The following is a 17,734-nucleotide window of genomic DNA, read 5'->3' on the forward strand; positions in this document are numbered from 1 at the left end:
ATGACAAAAGCCACCACTTCCTCCCTGACCCTGGTCCCCGGCCATGTGTCGTTGGCCGCGCTGCGCAGCATCTATACCGCGCCCGTGCAACTGTCGCTCGACCCATCGGCCCGCGCCCTCATGCAGGCGTCGCTGGCCACGGTGCAGCGCATCGTCGATGAAGACCAGGTGGTCTACGGCATCAACACTGGCTTTGGCAAACTCGCCAGCACCAAGATCGCCCACGAGCGCCTGGCCGAGCTGCAGCGCAACCTGGTGCTGTCGCACAGCGTGGGCACCGGCGATGCGCTCGCAGACGATGTGGTGCGCCTCATTCTGGCCACCAAGGCCATCAGCCTGGCGCGCGGGCATTCGGGCATCCGGCCAGAGATTGTGGATGCGCTCCTGGCCATGGCCAATGCGAACGTGTTGCCTTTGATTCCGGCCAAGGGCTCGGTGGGCGCATCGGGTGACCTGGCGCCGCTGGCGCACTTGGCCTGCGTGCTGATTGGGGAAGGGCAGGCCAAGGTGAATGGAGTGGTGGTTTCGGGGGCGGATGCGATGCGCTCCATCGGCCTCGCGCCGTTCGTGCTCGGCCCCAAGGAAGGGCTGGCACTGCTCAACGGTACGCAGGTGTCCACCTCGCTCGCGTTGGCCGGGCTGTTCGGTGCAGAGAGCGTGTTTGCTGCTGCGCTGGTGGCGGGCTGCCTGTCGCTCGAAGCCATCAAGGGCTCGGTCAAGCCCTTTGACGCACGCATCCACGAAGCGCGTGGCCAGGCCGGGCAGATCGCCGTGGCGGCTGCCGTGCGGGCGTTGCTGGATGGCAGCGCGATTGACCCGTCCCACCCCCACTGTGGTCGTGTGCAAGATCCATACTCCATCCGCTGCGTGCCGCAGGTGATGGGCGCGTGCCTGGACAACTTGCACCACGCCGCACGCGTCTTGACCATCGAAGCCAACGCGGCGTCGGACAACCCGCTCGTTTTTGACAATGGCGACGTGATCTCCGGCGGCAACTTCCACGCCGAGCCCGTGGCCTTTGTGGCCGACATCATCGCGCTGGCCGTGGCCGAGATCGGTGCCATCTCCGAGCGCCGCTTGTCGTTGCTGCTGGACCCCGGCCTGTCGGGCCTGCCAGCCTTCCTGATCCGCGACAGTGGCGTGAATTCTGGCTTCATGATCGCGCAGGTCACCGCCGCCGCGCTGGCGGCCGAGAACCAGTGCCTGGCCAACCCCAGCAGTGTGACCAGCCTGCCCACATCGGCTAATCAGGAGGACCATGTCTCCATGGCCACCTACGGCGCACGCCGCCTGGGCGACATGGTGCGCAATGCGGCCGTGATGGTCGGCATCGAAGCCATGGCCGCTGCGCAGGGCATGGAATTCGACCGTGCGCTGAAATCATCGCCTTTGGTGGAAGAACAGTTCGCCGCCATCCGCCAGCGAGTGGCTTACCTGGAGCAAGACCGCTTCCTCGCCACCGACATCGAAGCCATGCGCGAATGGGCCATACAGACGCCATGGCCTGCGCCACTGCTGCAATGCCTGCCCAGCCACGCCTGATCATTTCTGTTCACACCCATTGATTCACAGGAGCCCACCATGAACGCCAACGACGCCATCATTGCTGCCGCAGCTTCCCCCAGTGCCGACCCCCGCCACGACGCCACCCGTGTGATTCGCGCCCCGCGCGGCAGCCAGCTCACCTGCAAGAGCTGGCTCACTGAAGCCGCCTACCGCATGATCCAGAACAACCTGGATGCCGAAGTGGCCGAGCGCCCGCAGGACCTGGTGGTGTATGGCGGCATTGGCCGCGCCGCGCGCAACTGGGAGTGTTATGACCAGATCCTCGCGTCGCTCAAGGACCTGAACGACGACGAAACCCTGCTCATCCAGTCCGGCAAGCCTGTGGGCGTGTTCAAGACGCACACCAATGCGCCGCGCGTGCTGCTGGCCAACTCCAACCTGGTGCCCAAGTGGGCCAACTGGGAGCACTTCAGCGAGCTGGACCAGAAGGGCCTGTTCATGTACGGCCAGATGACCGCAGGCAGCTGGATCTACATCGGCACCCAAGGCATCGTGCAGGGCACCTACGAAACCTTTGCCGAGGCGGGGCGAAAGCACTACGGTGGTTCCCTCGAAGGCAAATGGATATTGACCGCAGGCCTGGGCGGCATGGGCGGCGCGCAGCCGCTGGCCGCCACGTTTGCGGGCGCCGTTTCGCTCAACATCGAGTGCCAGCAAAGCAGCATCGACTTCCGACTGCGCACGCGCTACGTGGACAAGCAGGCGCGTGACATCGACCACGCGTTTGAACTGATCCAGCAGCACACGGCAGCCAAGGAAGCCGTGTCGATTGCGCTGCTGGGCAACGCAGCAGACGTGCTGCCCGAACTCGCCAAGCGCGCCCAGGCCGGTGGCCTCAAGCCCGACCTCGTGACCGACCAGACCTCGGCCCACGACCTCGTCAATGGCTATCTGCCTACGGGCTGGACGGTGGAACAATGGCGCGCAGCGCAGCAGGATGTGGCGCAGCATGAAGGCTTGAAGAAGGCCGCGGCGAAATCGTGCGCCGTCCATGTGCAGGCCATGCTCGACTTCCAATCGATGGGCATCCCCACGGTGGATTACGGCAACAACATCCGCCAGGTGGCGTTCGACGAAGGCGTGAAGAACGCCTTCGACTTCCCCGGCTTCGTGCCCGCCTACATCCGCCCGCTGTTCTGCGAGGGCAAGGGCCCGTTCCGCTGGGTGGCCCTGTCGGGCGACCCCGAAGACATCCGCAAGACCGACGCCAAGATCAAGGAGCTGTTCCCCGAGAACAAGCACGTGCACCGCTGGCTCGACATGGCAGGCGAGCGCATCGCCTTCCAGGGCCTGCCCGCACGCATCTGCTGGCTGGGCCTGGGCGAGCGCCACATCGCGGGCCTGGCCTTCAACGAGATGGTGAAAAACGGCGAGCTCAAGGCGCCCATCGTCATCGGCCGCGACCACCTCGACACCGGCAGTGTGGCCAGCCCCAACCGCGAGACCGAAGCCATGAAAGACGGCACCGACGCCGTGAGCGACTGGCCGCTGCTCAACGCGCTGCTCAACACCGCAGGCGGCGCCACTTGGGTCAGCCTGCACCATGGCGGCGGCGTGGGCATGGGCTACTCGCAGCATTCGGGCATGGTCATCGTGGCCGACGGCACCGATGACGCCGCCGAGCGCCTGGCGCGTGTGCTGGTCAACGACTGTGGTAGCGGCGTGATGCGCCATGCCGACGCGGGCTACGAACTGGCGGTGGAAACCGCCAAGAAGCAGGGCCTGAAGCTACCCATGGTGAAGTGAACCGACGAAAGTGAGGACGTGACAGAAATGTGAAAAAGGGAACTGAATTCCCACTCCGTGGGAATTCAGGGTTTGAATGCCGCTGCAATCCTTTGATACTGAGTCCATGCCCGCCCGTGGACCCACCTCTGTTGCCGCCGCCGACCGTGTTTTGCACGTGCTGGCGGTGCTGGCGCAGCACGGTCAGCCCATGTCAGCCGCCGAGCTGGTGGAGGCCACGGGCCTGGCCCGCAGCACGCTGTACCGGCAGCTCGCGCGGCTCAAGCTGTGGGGCTTTGTGCTGGAGAGCAGCGGGCACTACGCGCCCGGGCCGCTCAGCCTGCAACTGGCCCTGGGCTTTGACATGGCGTCGCACCTGGTGCACCAGGCGCGGCCGGACATGCAGGCGCTGGCCCGGCAGTCCCACGAGAGCGTGGGGCTGGTGGTGGCCGTGAACGACAGTGTGGTGTGCCTGGACATGGTCGACAGCACGCAGGCCCTGCGCTGTTCGTTTGAAAAAGGGCGCAGCGTTCCCTTGCGCGCGGGTGCCTCGGCCAAATGCCTGCTCGCCCATGTGGCACCGGCCACGCGCAATGCGACTCTCGACCTGCACTACGGCGCAGGCACGGCGGAGCGCCAGGCTGCGCTGACCGACCTGGAGGGCATTGCCAAAGCCGGCTACGCAGTCAGCTACGGCGAGGTGGATGCCGGTGTCTGGGGCGTCAGCGTGCCGGTGTTCGGCTCACCCCGGCAGGCCGCCGGTGCCATCACGCTGATGGCCCCGATCTTGCGAGCCCAGGGGCAGGAAGCCACGCTCATTGGCATGGCCGTTGTCGCCGCAGCGCGCATCTCTCGCCAGCTCACCCCTCCCTGAATTCCCTCACCCCTCCTTAGGAGCTTTTCCCATGAACCTTCGCCGCAATCTTCTTCTGGCCAGCCTGGCCGCCGCAGCCTTTTGCACCACCGGTGCGCAGGCCCAGGACAACGTGCTGCGTGTGGGCACCGATGCCACGTTCCCGCCCATGGAGTTCGTCGACAACGGCAAACGCACGGGCTTTGACATCGAACTGGTGGAAGCGATTGCCAAGACGATGGGCAAGCAGGTCGAATGGGTGGACATCGACTTCAAGGGCCTGATTCCCGGCCTGATCTCCAAGCGTTTTGACATGGCGGTATCGGCCATCTACATCACCGACGAGCGCAAGAAGGTGGTGGACTTCACCGACTCTTACTACGCAGGGGGCCTGGTGGTGATGGTGAAAGCCGACAACAAAACCATCAACAAGCTGGCCGATCTGGACGGCAAAAAAGTCAGCGTGCAGGTGGGTACCAAGTCGGTGAGCTACCTGACCGAAAAATTTCCCAAGGTGCAGCGTGTCGAGGTGGAAAAGAACCAGGAGATGTTCAACCTAGTGGACATCGGTCGCGCTGATGCGGCTGTGACCGGCAAGCCCGCCGCCTTCCAGTATGTGCGCACCCGCCCCGGCCTGCGCGTGCTCGATGAGCAGCTCACCACAGAGGAATACGGCATGGCCCTGCGCAAGGACACGCCCGAGCTGACGAAGGCCGTCAACGGCGCCATCACCAAGCTCAAGGCCGACGGTACTTACGCTGCCATCGTCAAGAAGTGGTTCAGCAACAGCGCTGCCAAGTAAGCCCCTGACTGTTGCCGATTTGAGCTGAGCTAAGCCATGGAACTCGATTTTTCTCCTGTGTGGGCCGGATTGCCCCAGTTGCTGGCGGGCGCGCTGGTCACTGTGGAAATCACGGCGGTCTCGCTGCTGCTGGGCTGTGTCATGGGCCTGCTGGTGGGCATCGGCCGGCTGAACCCCAAGCGCCGCGTGATCTACGGCCTGTGCACGGCCTATGTGGCCGCGATCCGTGGCACTCCGCTGCTGGTGCAGTTGTTCATCCTGTTCTTTGGCTTGCCTCAGTTCGGCATTTTGCTGCCCGCCTTTGCGTGTGGCGTGATGGGCCTGGGCATCTACTCGGGCGCCTATGTGTCCGAGGTGGTGCGGGGCGCCATCCAGTCCATCGACAAGGGGCAGATGGAGGCGGCGCGCTCCATTGGCTTGTCGTCGGGCCTGGCCATGCGCACCGTGGTGCTGCCACAGGCGGTGGTTCGCATGATTCCGCCCCTGGGCAATGAGTTCATCGCACTGATCAAGAATTCGGCATTGGTGTCGCTGCTCACCATCCACGACGTGATGCACGAGGGACAGAAAATCATCAGTGTGTCGTACCGGTCGCTGGAGGTCTACCTGGCGATTGCGGTGGTGTATTTCATCCTCACCGGCATCACCACGCTGGTGCTGCGGCGCATCGAACTGCGCCTGCGCTCCGGGGGGATGGTGCAATGAAGAAAGAGTCTGTAGTGAACGGAGCGAGCCAGGCCGCCGAGCCCATCGTGCGCATTCGTGGGTTGCGCAAATCGTTTGGCAACCATGTGGTGCTCAACGGCATCGACTTTGACGTCTTGCCATCGCAGGTGGTGGTGGTGATCGGGCCCAGCGGCTCGGGCAAAAGCACCTTCTTGCGCTGCTGCAACGGGCTGGAGCAGCCTGAGGGCGGCACGGTCGAGATCTGTGGCCGCACGCTGGTGCAGGACGGCCGCATGTTGCCCGACCATGACCTCAACGCCCTGCGCGAAGAGGTGGGCATGGTGTTCCAGTCGTTCAACCTGTTCCCGCACCTGTCGGTGCTCGACAACGTCACGCTGGGTCCGCGCAAGCTGCGCGGCCTCTCGCGCAAGGAGGCCGAGGAGCGTGCCAACGCTCTGCTGACCAAGGTGGGGCTGGCGCACAAGGCCACGGCCATGCCCGCCAGCCTGTCGGGTGGCCAAAAGCAGCGTGTGGCCATTGCGCGCGCGCTGGCCATGGAGCCGCGCGTGATGCTGTTCGACGAGCCCACCTCGGCGCTCGACCCCGAGCTGGTGGGCGAAGTGTTGCAGGTCATGAAACTGCTGGCCAGCGAGGGCATGACCATGATGGTCGTGACCCACGAGATGGACTTTGCGCGGGAGGTGGGCGATGTGGTCGTCGTGATGGACGGCGGCGGCATCATCGAATCGGGGCCGCCCGCCACCATCTTCACCCATCCCACGCAGGAGCGCACGCGTTCCTTTTTGCAGGCCGTGCTCACCCGCGCCTGAGGCGTGGAGCATCCGCACACGCACGGTCGCCATCAAACCCCGAGGAGGAAACCCGCATGCCCCCGATGTCCCCCGTGTTGCTGCAGCGCCTGCAAGAACGATTGACCGAAGAAGACGTCGCGCGTTTTGACCGCGACGGTGCGCTGTGTATCAAGCAACTGCTCACGCCCGATGAGGTGGCGCTGCTGCGCAGCGGCATTGACACGAATCTGGCCGCGCCCAGCCCACGGGCCAAGGTGGCGAGCCGACCCGATGACCCGGGGCGCTTTTTTGAGGACTTCTGCAACTGGCAGGACATCCCGCAGTTCGGTCAGTTCGTGCACGAGACGCCGCTGGCCCTGGCTGCACAGCGCCTGATGCAGTCGCGCACCGTGCGGCTGTACCACGACCATGTATTGGTGAAGGAGCCGGGCACGCGCCAGCGCACGCCGTGGCACCAGGACCAGCCGTACTACAACATCGACGGCAAACAGAACATCAGCATGTGGATTCCGGTCGATCCGGTGTCGCGCGCAGCCACGCTCGAATTTGTGGCCGGTTCGCACAAGGGCCCCTGGCTCATGCCGCGCACGTTCATGGACAACCAGGCCAAGTGGTTCCCTGAGGGCAGCTTGCAGGACCTGCCCAATGTGGAGGCCGACCGCGATGCCTTCCCCATCGTGGGCTGGGAGATCGAGCCGGGCGACGTGGTGTGTTTTCACATGCTCACGCTGCATGCAGCGGGTGGGGTGGAAGGCGCGAACCGCCGCCGGGTTTTCTCCGTGCGGTTCCTTGGCGACGACACGCGCCATGCCCCCCGACCCTGGAAGACTTCGCCCGAGTTTCCGGGTCTGGCCGAGGTGTTGCCCGCCGGGGCCGAGATGAACCACCCGCTGTTCCCGCTGCTGGTGGGTGGCAACCCGGTGCTGCGGGGTGCCCAGGCGTGATGGAGTTTCTGGACATGGCCACAACGCCCCAGGTGCCGTGGAAGAACGGCGGCGGCAGCACGCAAGAGTTGGTCTGCTGGCCGCCGGGCGCAGGCATGGAGCATTTTGACTGGCGTGTGAGCGTCGCAACCATTGCGCGCCCGGGGCCGTTCTCGGCGTTTCCTGGGGTGGATCGCCAGATCATGCTGCTCAAGGGCGATGGCGTGGCGTTGCAGGGCGCGGGCGGGCACTGGCAGCATGTGCTGGCCCAGCCTTGGCAGCCCTTTGTGTTCTCGGGGGACGAGCCCGTGGATTGCCGCATGCTGGGGGGCGTGTCCACCGACTTCAACCTCATGGTGCGTCGCGGGGGCTGGCGCGGCACGCTGCAGGTGGTGCGCGGTGCGCCGCCGCCTGCAATGGGCGTTGCGGGCCTGTGCATGGTGCTCCAGGGATCATGGCAATGGGGTGGTGGTCATGGTGTCCACCTCGGTGGGACGCCAGACGGCAAGGCACCCCGCGTGCTGAAGACGGGACAGGGCATCTGGTGGATGGATGAGGAGACCGAGGGCGGGCAGGGCGATCAGCGCTCACCGGCCATGGTCCCCCTTCACCCCCTTGGCGCCGCAGCTGGCACCGGGTCGGCAGGCGATTCCCCTGTACTGGCCTGGGTGGCGCTCTGTCCCGCCCTGGATACAAAAGATTAATAAAATTGGCCGCTAGCGCAAATGAGATAAGCACTGGCAGCTATATAAAACATAGCAATTCAATCCATGAACACAGCAGCAGACAGCGACATGCAGGGCGCAATTCTTCAGACGTCTCCGGCGCCCAGCGCCGATGGCGTGTGGTCGGGCCTGCGACCCGTGGCGTCGTTGTGGGTGGCCGATGTGCCGGTGCCCGAGGGCGAGCAGGCATGCGTGGTGGTACAGGGCGGCACGGTGTGTTGGGTGGGGCCCCAGGCCCAGCTGCCATCGGCCTTCAGCGCCTTGCCCCGCTTTGACGGCCGAGGCGCCATCGCCACCCCTGGCCTGGTGGACTGCCATACGCACCTGGTCTACGGCGGTCAGCGTGCCAACGAATTCGCCATGCGCCTGGCGGGGGCCACGTACGAAGAGGTGGCCCGGGCGGGCGGCGGCATTGTGTCGTCGGTCCAGGCCACGCGCGAGGCCACGGAGGACGAACTCTTTGCCCAGGCCGCGCCGCGCCTGCAAGCGTTGCTGGCTGAGGGCGTGTGCGCCATCGAGATCAAATCCGGCTATGGCCTGGCGCTGGAGCATGAGCGCAAGCAACTGCGCGTCGCCCGCCGCCTGGGCGAGGCGTTTGGCGTGACGGTGCGCACCACCTTTTTGGGTGCCCACGCGCTGCCGCCCGAATACGCTGGGCGCAGCCAGGACTACATCGACCTGGTGTGCCACGAGATGCTGCCTGCGCTGGCCGCCGAGGGCCTGGTGGACGCGGTGGATGTGTTCTGCGAGCGCATTGCCTTCACGCTGAACGAGACGGAGCAGGTCTTTCAGGCCGCGCAAAAGCTCGGCATACCGGTCAAGCTGCATGCCGAGCAGCTCTCGGACATGGGCGGGTCGGCCCTGGCTGCGCGCTACGGCGCGCTGTCGTGTGACCACATCGAGCATTTGTCGGCCGAAGGCATTGCCGCCATGCGCGCAGCGGGCACCGTGGCCGTGTTACTACCGGGGGCCTACTACACGTTGCGCGACACGCACCTGCCGCCGATTGCACAGCTGCGCGAAGCGGGTGTGCCCATGGCCGTCTCTACTGACCACAACCCGGGCACCTCACCCGCGCTCAGCCTCTTGCTCATGGCCCACATGGCGTGCACGCTGTTTCGCATGACGGTGCCTGAGGTGCTGGCGGGCATCACCATTCATGCAGCGCGAGCGCTGGGCCTGCAGGATTCGCATGGTCTGATCGCATCGGGCCGGCCTGCCAATTTTGTGCTCTGGCCATTGGGTCAGCCTGCTGAGTTGGCGTATTGGTTGGGCCACAAGCCCGCATGCACCATCGTGCGGCAGGGGCGCGTCTACGGAGTGATGCCATGAGTCAGCCTCTTCATCGTCAGTTGTTTGCAGCCAACGCGCTGCTGCCTACCGGCTGGGCGCGTGACGTGCTCATGCAATGGGATGAGGCAGGGCGTATCACGGAAGTCACACCCGGCGTTTTGGCGCCTGCAGGCGCCGAGCAGGCTGCAGGCCCGCTGTTGCCGGGCATGCCCAACCTGCACTCGCACGCGTTCCAGCGCGCGTTTGCGGGCTTGACCGAATACCGGGGCCAGGCCGACGACAGCTTCTGGAGCTGGCGCAACCTGATGTACCGCTTTGCGCAGCGCATCACCCCCGAATCGCTGGAGGCCATTGCCACCTGGCTGTATGTCGAGATGCTGGAGGCTGGCTACACCTCGGTGTGCGAGTTTCACTATGTGCACCACGACCAGGGGGGGACGCCCTATGCCGACGATGCAACGTTGTCACAGGCCTTGCTGCGCGCCGCGCGCAACGCGGGCATGGGCATCACGCTGCTGCCGGTGCTGTACCAGACCAGCGGATTTGCTGCCAAGCCGCCGCGTGCCGACCAGGCGCGTTTTATCCGCAGCACCGACAACATGCTCTCTTTATTAGAGCGCCTCGCGCCCGCCACACAAGCACAAGGGGCCGTTTTGGGTCTTGCGCCGCATTCGCTGCGTGCCGTACCACCCGAGAGTCTGAGTGCGGCCGTTCAGGGGCTGACCGCCCTGAACCCCAAGGCGCCGATCCACATCCACATTGCCGAGCAGACACAAGAGGTGGACGACTGCTTGGCCTGGAGCAACCGGCGCCCCGTGCAGTGGCTGCTGGAGCACGCGCCCGTGGACGAACGCTGGTGCCTGGTGCACGCCACGCACATGACGCCGGATGAGTACGCCGCCGCGGCGCGCACCGGCGCGGTGGCTGGCATCTGCCCCACGACCGAGGCAAACCTGGGCGACGGTATTTTCGACATGCCGCTGTGGCTGAAGCACGGCGGCCGATGGGGCGTCGGATCGGACAGCCATGCCTGCGTGAATGCGGCCGAAGAGCTTTTGATGCTCGAATACAGCCAACGCCTGTCGCGCCGCCAGCGCAATGTGCTGGCCAGCGCCGCACAGGCCGAGGTGGCCACCGCCATGACGCTGCAGGCTGTGCAGGGGGGGCGCAGGCAGCGGGGCGCGCCATTGCAGGCTTGGCCGTGGGCCAGCAGGCCGACCTGGTGGTGCTGGATGCATGCCATGTGGCTCTGTGCGATCTGCCGGCTCACAGCATGCTCTCGGCCCATGTCTTTGGCAGCCACCGCACTTCAGCCATCGACAGCCTGTGGGTTGCGGGCGTGTGCCGCGTATCCAAAGGCCGCCATGTGCTGCACGAGGCTGCCGCGCGGGCCTTTGTGGCCGCGCGCTCTGCCACCATTGCGCCCGACTGATACACAGGGCGTCGAACCTATTTTTCCCTGATGGAAACCTCCATGACCGACACCACACACCCGCCATTCGTTTTTCACCAGGGCACACAACCACTGCTGCTGTCGATGCCACACGCGGGCACCTATGTGCCACCGGCCCTGGCGGCACGCTTTACCGACGAGGCCCGCCAGGTGCCCGACACGGACTGGCACATGGACCGTCTGTATGCCTTTGCCCGCGATATGGGGGCCTCCATCTTGTTGGCCACCCATTCGCGCTATGTGGTGGACCTCAACCGCCCGCCCGACGGTGCGAGCCTCTACCCCGGTCAGAGCGTTACCGGCCTGTGCCCGGTGGATACGTTTGACGACACCCCCATCTATGCGCACAGCGATGTGCCGGATGAAGCGGAGATTGCGGAACGCCGCGCTGTGGTCTGGCAGCCCTACCACGCGCAGCTGCGTGCAGAGATCGACCGCATACGCGCCCAGCATGGGGTGGCCATATTGTGGGATGCGCATTCGATCCGCTCCGTGCTCCCGCGCTTTTTTGAGGGCAAGTTGCCCGACCTGAACCTGGGCACTGCCAATGGCGCCAGCTGCGATCCCGCGCTGGCGCAGGAGCTGCTGGCCATCGCAAAGGCTGCGGCGGGGTACACCGCTGTGCTCAACGGCCGGTTTCAGGGGGGGTACATCACACGCCACTATGGCCAGCCCGAGCAGGGCGTGCACGCTATCCAGCTGGAGATGACCCAGTGCAGCTACATGCAAGAGGTCTTGCCGTTTGACTACGTGCCCGAGGCGGCTGCAGGTGTGCAACCCCACCTGCACCGGATGCTGACCTCTGCCTTGGTGTTTGCCAACTCCAAATTGGCGGCTTGAGCCGGTTCCTTCGTTCAAGGCAGAAGATTTACCGCTGGGCGGGCTTCGGTGCTAGTATGAAGTGGCGACTTGCACCAAGCTCGTAAAGCGAGTGGGCCACGGAAAGGCCCACTTCAGCGGAAGGAGCCGCACCCTATGGATCCAACCGCCTACTACTACATGCCCCATTTCAAGCCCGGCGCTTCCGTGCATTGGAATCAGCGGCGTGAAACCGTCAGCCATGTGGTGATTCGCCGCAACACCTTGATGGTTTACCTGGTGGGTGTCGACAGCCCCGTGTACCCGGATGCCCTGCAGTTAGCGCCCAGCGCCTTTCACCTGACCCGCGTGCCAGACCGCGTCTGAGCTGCCGGTGCAGCGTGTGGGTGTTGGCCACACACATCCGTTATTTGCAACGCCCTGAGCGCTGAAACTGCCTACACTGGCACTCGCTGCGCCATGGCCTCACCGAGCTGAATCCCCCGCGCTGGTGCCCACTGGGGGTTGAACTGCAGCGGTCCCTTGGGGAACAGCATCACCACGGTGGAACCCAGCAAGAAGCGGCCCATTTCCTCGCCTTGCTGCAGTTGAATCTGCCCCTTGGCGTAGTCCCACTGGCGCAGCGTGCCGGTGCGAGGGGGGTTGATCTGGCCGTGCCATACCGTCGCCATACTGCCCACGATGGTGGCGCCCACCAGCACCAGCACAAATGGGCCCTGGGCCGATTCAAAAAAGCACACCACCCGCTCGTTGCGCGCAAACAGGCCCGGCACACCACGCGCTGTGGTGGGGTTCACCGAAAACAGATCGCCGGGCACATGCACCATGCGCGTCAGCTCGCCCGCGCAGGGCATATGAATGCGGTGGTAGTCGCGTGGGCTCAGGTACAGCGTAGCGAAATGGCCGTTGTCAAAACGGGCTGCTGCCGCGGCATCGCCACCGACCAGCGCAGTGGTGGAGTAGGTGTGGCCCTTGGCCTGGAAGACCTGGTCCTTGTCGATGGGGCCAAACTGGCTGATGGCGCCGTCCACCGGGCAGATCATGTCCGCCATGGCCAGCGGTCGTGCGCCGGGTTGGAGGGCGCGCGTGAAGAAGTCGTTGAATGATGCGTAGCTGGCAACGTCGGGGTTGGCCGCCTCGGCCATGTTGACGTTGTAGCGGGCGACAAACCGGCGGATCACCGAGGTGGTCAGGCCCCCCAGCCTCGCCGACGCGAACTTGCCAGCCAGGGTGGTCAGTGCCTGCTTGGGCAGGAGGTATTGCGGCAGAACTGCCAGGCGATCAGACACGGGCGAATCCCTCGAAGACGAAAGCGGATGATTCTATCGGCGGGGCGCTGTCACCCGCATGGTTCATACCCCGAGGTACTGGTCCAGCAACTGGGGTTGCGCGTGCAGCGCGTCTGAGCTGCCCTCAAACACCACCTGGCCCTTGACCAGGATGATGTTGCGGTCGGTGATCTGCGTGACGTGCTTCCAGTTTTTGTCCACGATGACACTGCTGATGCCACTTTCCTTGATGAGGCTGCAGATGCGCCATATCTCGCGCGCGATCAGCGGGGCCAGGCCCTCGGTGGCTTCGTCTAGGATGAGTACGTCGGGATTCGTCATCAGCGCGCGGCCGATGGTGAGCATCTGCTGTTCGCCACCGCTGAGCTGCTGGCCGCCGTGGCCCAGGCGCTCCTTCAGGCGCGGAAAGGTCTCCAGCACGCGCTCGTAGGTCCAGTCGCGCTGGCCGCGGGTGCCGGCGCGGGCGGCCATCTGCAGGTTCTCGACCACGCTCAGGTTGCCGAAGATGCCCCGGCCCTCGGGCACGTAGGCAATGCCCAGCCGGGCCACTTCGTAGGGCGGCTTGCCGGTCATGTCGCGGCCCGCCACGGCCACGCTGCCCGAGCGGGGCTTGACCAAGCCCATCAGCGACTTGAGCAGGGTGCTCTTGCCCATGCCGTTGCGGCCCATGAGGCCGATGGTCTCGCCCTGGCCCACGGTGAAATCAATGCCGTGCAGGATGTGGCTGCTGCCGTAGAAGGTGTGGATGCCCCGGGCATCGATCCAAGGGGTGTTCTTCATCTCAGTGATCCTCGCCCAGATAGGCGGCCTGCACACCCACGTCGGCACGAACCTCGGCGGGGGTGCCATGGGCGATGACTTCGCCGTTGACCATCACGGTGAGGCGGTCGGCGAGCGCGAACACGGCGTCCATATCGTGTTCCACCAGCATGATCGCGTGGGCGGGTTTGAGACGCTGCAGCAGTTCGACCATGCGCTCTGCCTCGGCGACACCCATTCCGGCCAGAGGCTCGTCCAGCAGCAGTACCTGGGGTTCTGTGGCCAGCGTCATGGCGATTTCGAGCTGTCGCTGTTCGCCGTGGCTCATCGCTCCGGCAATCGCGGCTCGCCGGTCTTTCAAGCCAGAAAGCTCGATAGCGCTTTCCATTCGTGCGTTGGTAGCTCTGTTTTTGATAGTGTTGGCACGTGTGTCCTGCCACCAGCGCAGTGGGTTCCAGGGCTGCTGTGCATCGCGCGACTGGGCCGCGAGGCGCACGTTTTCGTGCACAGTGAGTGGCAAAAAGATGTTGGTTTTTTGGTAGCTGCGGCCCAGACCCTGGCGCGAGATGCGTTCGGGAGCCCAGCCGGTCACATCCGTGCCACCCAGCAGCACCTGGCCCGAGGTGGGGGGCAGGTCGCCTGAGAGCAGGTTGGTCAGCGTGGACTTGCCCGCGCCATTGGGGCCAATGACAGCATGGATGTGGCCACGCCACAGATCCACAGACACTCCGTTGACAGCGGCCAGGCCGCCAAAACGCTTGGTGAGCTGGCGGGCAGAGAGCAGGGCGTCAGCCATGGTGTGGGTCCTCCTGCGTCTTGGCCGCCCGGCGTTGCCCCAGCATGCCCAGCAGTCCCCGCGGCGCGGCCACCACCACCAGCACGATGAAGCCACCCATCAGCAGTTGCCAGTGTTTGGTGATGTCCTTGAACACATGCAGCAGGTATTCGAAGGCGAAGGCGCCCACGATGGCTCCGGCAAAATTACCCATCCCTCCCAGGATGACCATCATGATGGCGTGTGCGCTCATGTGGAAACCCATCAGCTCAGGGTTCACGTAGCCGGTCTGCGCGCCCCACAGGTAGCCTGCCAGGCCCGCGAGCGCGCCCGCCACCGAGAACGCCGTGAGCTTGTAGCCGCGGGTGCCGAAGCCCATGGCACGCATGCGGTGCTCGTTGATGCGAATACCTGACAGTGCACGGCCCAGAGGGCTCCAGAGCAAACGACGCAGCAACACGTAGACCAACACCACAAGCGCCAGTGTGAAGTAGTAGAAGGTTTTACGGCCTTCCAGGTCGAACGGCAACCAGCCGAACACCGATGCATCGGGCCGGAAGTTGATGTACAGCCCATCCGATCCGCCGAGCAATTTGTTGTCAAAGAACAGATAGAACACCATCTGCGCAAACGCCATGGTGACCATGATGAAGTAGATGCCGTGGGTGCGAACCACGAAGAACCCGATGATGAGGGCCACCAACCCCGAACCCGCCACGGCCAGCGGCAGTGACCACCACAGGCTCACCGGCACGTCGGCAGGTGTGAGAAAAGCAAGCGCATAGCCCGCCACGCCAAAGTAGGCGGCGTGGCCTAGCGACACCAGGCCGGTCACCCCCTGAAGCAAGTCCAGGCTCATCGCAAAGATGGCCATGATCATCATGCGGGTGACCATCTGCACATAGAAGTCGCTGCCGACGACGGGGAACAGCAGCAGCGCCGCCAGCCCCAGTGCGAGGGAAAATTGAACGCTGCGCGGCAGCACTTCGATATTGGCGCGGGGAGTGCTCATGGGTGGCCGCCGGGCTGCGAAATGCGCAGAGGGTGCAAAGTGACAAGCGAGGAGGCATTCATTGTTTGAAAAGACCTTCGGGTTTCCACAGCAGCACGGCTGCCATCAGCATGTAGACCAGCATGCCCGACATCGATGGCAGCAGTACCTTGCCAAAGGTGTCCACCAGCCCCACAAGCAGTGCCGAGATCAGCGCGCCGCGCACAGAGCCGATGCCACCAATGACCACCACCACAAAGCACATGATCAGAACCGACGATCCCATGTTGGGGTAGACACTGGACACTGGCGCGGCCACCATGCCCGCGACGGCCGCGAGGCCAACCCCCAACGCAAAGACGGTGGCGTGGATGAGCTTGATGTTCACCCCCAGCGATTCAGCCATGTCCCGGTTGAAGGCACCGGCACGGATCTTCATGCCCAGGCGGGTCTTGGAGATCAGCAGATACAGGCCCAGCGCCAGCGCAATGCAGACGCCGGAGATGAACAGTCGGTAGACCGGATACGAGAGGGTGTCGGTGAGCGCAATGGACCAGTCCAGCATGGCTGGAATCGCTACACCGTGCACATCATCTCCCCAGAGGATGGAACGCAGTTCCTCAAAGATATAAATCAGGCCGAAGGTGAGTAGCACCTGGTCCAGATGGTCACGGTGGTAGAAATGGCGAAACAACAGCCATTCCAGCGCCAGGCCGAACACCACGGCCAGCACAGCACCACCCAGGATGGCGAGGGTCAGGCTGCCGAATTGTCCCGACAGCGAGTACCCCAGGTAAGCCCCCAGCATGTAGAAGCTGCCATGTGCCAGGTTCACCACGCCCATGATGCCGAAGATCAGCGTGAGGCCAGCCGCGAGCATGAACAGCAAAAGACCGTACTGCACGCTGTTGAGCAACTGGATCAAAAAGGTGGCGAAATCCATGGAGAGCTGGGGCTATGAGGCTGTGAATGGAGTGCAACAAATCTTGCCGCACGGCGCGCGGCCTGCAGCAGAGAGCCCCGCGTGGAAGCCACGCGGGTGGATCGAGGGGGCGGGCCGAATGGGCCGGTCAGCCCATGCGGCACCCGGCACCGCTGTCGGCCAGCGCTTTGGCGGCAACGCCGATCACCTTGTTTTCCTTGTTCTCCACCCTGCGCAGGTAGATGTCCTGCACGGGGTTATGGGCCTTGCTCATGGTCCACTTGCCCCGTGGGCTATCGATCACGGCACTCTCCAGCGCCCTGTACAGCGCGGGTTTGGCGGACAGGTCGCCCTTCACGGCGTTGGCGCCTTGTACCAGCAGCAGGCCGGTGTCGTAGCCCTGCACGGCGTACACGTCGGGCTGGCTGCGGAATGCCTTGGCGTATTCCAGGCGGAACTGCTTGTTGCGCGGCGTGTCCAGCGAGTCGCTGTAGTGCATGGTGGTGATGATGCCGTCGGCTGCAGGGCCTGCGGCGTCCAGTACACCTTCGGTGAGGAAGCCTGATCCGTACAGTGGAATTTTGTCCTTGAGGCCCGCCGCAGCATAGTCGCGGATGAACTTGGCCGCGCCGCCACCGGCAAAGAAACACGCCACGGCATCGGGCTTGAGTGCGGCGATTTCGGTGAGCAGTGCCTGAAACTCTACGTTGGGGAAGGGCAGGCCCAGTTCCTTGACGATGGTCCCGCCTGCCTTGGTGTAACTCTCTTTGAAGCCTTCAAAGGCTTCGTCGCCCGCTGCGTATTTCCAGGTGATCCACACGGCTTTCTTGTGACCCTTTTCGACCATGGCTTTGCCCAGGGCCAGTGTGGGCTGGGAATTGCTGAACGAAGTGCGGAACACGTTGGGGGCACACAGTGCGCGTGTCGCTGCATGAACGCCTGCGTTGGGGATGAGGCTGAGCACGCCAGTGTTGTCGCGCGCCACCTTCTGGATACCCATCTGCACACCTGAATGCACGGTCCCGATCAGCACATCCACCTTGTCGCGCTGCACCAGCTTGCTGGCGTTCTCGACGCCCTTGCTGGGCTCGGATTCGTCGTCCACCTTGAACCACTCGATTTCGCGACCACCGAGTTTGCCACCCTGCTGGTCGATGGCCAGGCGCACGCCATTTTCGATGGCCACCCCCAACTGAGCGAACGTGCCGGTGTAGGGCAGCATGAAACCCACACGCACCTTGCCGCTTTGAGCGCGCACGATGGAGGGCAGCAACAGCCCTGTGGATGCTGCGCCCACAAGGGCGGCGCTGCGGCTGATGACGAGGCGGCGGGTGGTCATTGGGCTTGTCTCCTTTGTTTAG

The 17,734-nt window shown here is 64.4% G+C and carries 17 protein-coding genes and 1 pseudogene; 12 read left to right on the forward strand and 6 right to left on the reverse strand.

The annotated features are described in order from the left end of the window. The 12 genes and pseudogenes from hutH (at window position 1) to CLU85_RS09905 (ending at window position 12,003) form a co-directional block, all read left to right on the forward strand. Complete coding sequence (gene hutH / locus CLU85_RS09850) at window positions 1-1,542, forward strand: histidine ammonia-lyase (RefSeq protein ID WP_100410102.1); 1,542 nt, start codon at window positions 1-3, stop codon at window positions 1,540-1,542. 39 nt (window positions 1,543-1,581) lie between these two features. After that, complete coding sequence (hutU, locus tag CLU85_RS09855; RefSeq protein ID WP_100410103.1) at window positions 1,582-3,312, forward strand: urocanate hydratase; 1,731 nt, start codon at window positions 1,582-1,584, stop codon at window positions 3,310-3,312. A 106-nt stretch (window positions 3,313-3,418) separates the two neighbouring features. Then, the gene (locus CLU85_RS09860; RefSeq protein ID WP_232727786.1) at window positions 3,419-4,165 is read left to right on the forward strand and encodes an IclR family transcriptional regulator; all 747 of its coding nucleotides are present in this window, start codon (window positions 3,419-3,421) and stop codon (window positions 4,163-4,165) included. Between the two features lie 31 nt (window positions 4,166-4,196). Beyond that, window positions 4,197-4,946, forward strand: a complete 750-nt coding sequence (locus CLU85_RS09865) for a glutamine ABC transporter substrate-binding protein (RefSeq protein WP_100410105.1) — start codon at window positions 4,197-4,199, stop codon at window positions 4,944-4,946. 36 nt (window positions 4,947-4,982) lie between these two features. Next, window positions 4,983-5,651, forward strand: a complete 669-nt coding sequence (locus tag CLU85_RS09870) for an amino acid ABC transporter permease (protein WP_100410106.1) — start codon at window positions 4,983-4,985, stop codon at window positions 5,649-5,651. Further along, entirely contained in the window at window positions 5,648-6,442 is a 795-nt protein-coding gene (locus CLU85_RS09875) for an amino acid ABC transporter ATP-binding protein (protein WP_100410107.1), read from the forward strand. The genes CLU85_RS09870 and CLU85_RS09875 overlap by 4 nt, the downstream gene beginning before the upstream one ends. A 65-nt stretch (window positions 6,443-6,507) precedes the next feature. After that, entirely contained in the window at window positions 6,508-7,368 is an 861-nt protein-coding gene (locus CLU85_RS09880) for a phytanoyl-CoA dioxygenase family protein (RefSeq protein WP_369858311.1), read from the forward strand. Next, complete coding sequence (locus CLU85_RS09885; protein ID WP_100410109.1) at window positions 7,368-8,051, forward strand: HutD family protein; 684 nt, start codon at window positions 7,368-7,370, stop codon at window positions 8,049-8,051. Before CLU85_RS09880 ends, CLU85_RS09885 begins: the two co-directional genes overlap by 1 nt. Before the next feature lie 66 nt (window positions 8,052-8,117). Next, window positions 8,118-9,404 carry an imidazolonepropionase gene (gene hutI, locus CLU85_RS09890; RefSeq protein ID WP_100410110.1) on the forward strand — a complete coding sequence of 429 codons (1,287 nt, stop codon included), beginning with the start codon at window positions 8,118-8,120 and terminating at the stop codon, window positions 9,402-9,404. Then, window positions 9,401-10,797, forward strand: a pseudogene (locus tag CLU85_RS09895) (formimidoylglutamate deiminase). Before hutI ends, CLU85_RS09895 begins: the two are co-directional and overlap by 4 nt. A 42-nt stretch (window positions 10,798-10,839) precedes the next feature. Then, window positions 10,840-11,658: an N-formylglutamate deformylase gene (gene hutG, locus CLU85_RS09900; protein ID WP_100410111.1), complete on the forward strand. Its 819-nt coding sequence runs from the start codon at window positions 10,840-10,842 to the stop codon at window positions 11,656-11,658. A gap of 135 nt (window positions 11,659-11,793) precedes the next feature. Beyond that, window positions 11,794-12,003, forward strand: a complete 210-nt coding sequence (locus CLU85_RS09905; RefSeq protein WP_100410112.1) for a hypothetical protein — start codon at window positions 11,794-11,796, stop codon at window positions 12,001-12,003. Between the two features lie 71 nt (window positions 12,004-12,074). Here CLU85_RS09905 and asd read toward each other — a convergent pair whose 3' ends face one another. The 6 genes from asd to CLU85_RS09935 all read right to left on the reverse strand — a co-directional run bounded on the left by asd (window position 12,075) and on the right by CLU85_RS09935 (window position 17,712). Further along, complete coding sequence (asd, locus tag CLU85_RS09910) at window positions 12,075-12,926, reverse strand: archaetidylserine decarboxylase (protein ID WP_100410113.1); 852 nt, start codon at window positions 12,924-12,926, stop codon at window positions 12,075-12,077. Window positions 12,927-12,989: 63 nt separating this feature from the next. Further along, window positions 12,990-13,706: an ABC transporter ATP-binding protein gene (locus CLU85_RS09915; RefSeq protein WP_100410114.1), complete on the reverse strand. Its 717-nt coding sequence runs from the start codon at window positions 13,704-13,706 to the stop codon at window positions 12,990-12,992. A 1-nt stretch (window position 13,707) separates the two neighbouring features. Further along, complete coding sequence (locus CLU85_RS09920) at window positions 13,708-14,481, reverse strand: ABC transporter ATP-binding protein (RefSeq protein ID WP_100410115.1); 774 nt, start codon at window positions 14,479-14,481, stop codon at window positions 13,708-13,710. Further along, window positions 14,474-15,472, reverse strand: coding sequence for a branched-chain amino acid ABC transporter permease (locus CLU85_RS09925; RefSeq protein ID WP_100410116.1), 999 nt, complete (start codon window positions 15,470-15,472; stop codon window positions 14,474-14,476). Before CLU85_RS09925 ends, CLU85_RS09920 begins: the two co-directional genes overlap by 8 nt. Before the next feature lie 58 nt (window positions 15,473-15,530). Next, window positions 15,531-16,394, reverse strand: a complete 864-nt coding sequence (locus tag CLU85_RS09930) for a branched-chain amino acid ABC transporter permease (RefSeq protein WP_100410117.1) — start codon at window positions 16,392-16,394, stop codon at window positions 15,531-15,533. A 127-nt stretch (window positions 16,395-16,521) separates the two neighbouring features. After that, window positions 16,522-17,712, reverse strand: a complete 1,191-nt coding sequence (locus CLU85_RS09935) for an ABC transporter substrate-binding protein (protein WP_100410118.1) — start codon at window positions 17,710-17,712, stop codon at window positions 16,522-16,524. Between the last annotated feature and the right edge of the window lie 22 nt (window positions 17,713-17,734).

Source organism: Acidovorax sp. 69, assembly GCF_002797445.1.
Classification (GTDB): domain Bacteria; phylum Pseudomonadota; class Gammaproteobacteria; order Burkholderiales; family Burkholderiaceae_C; genus Acidovorax.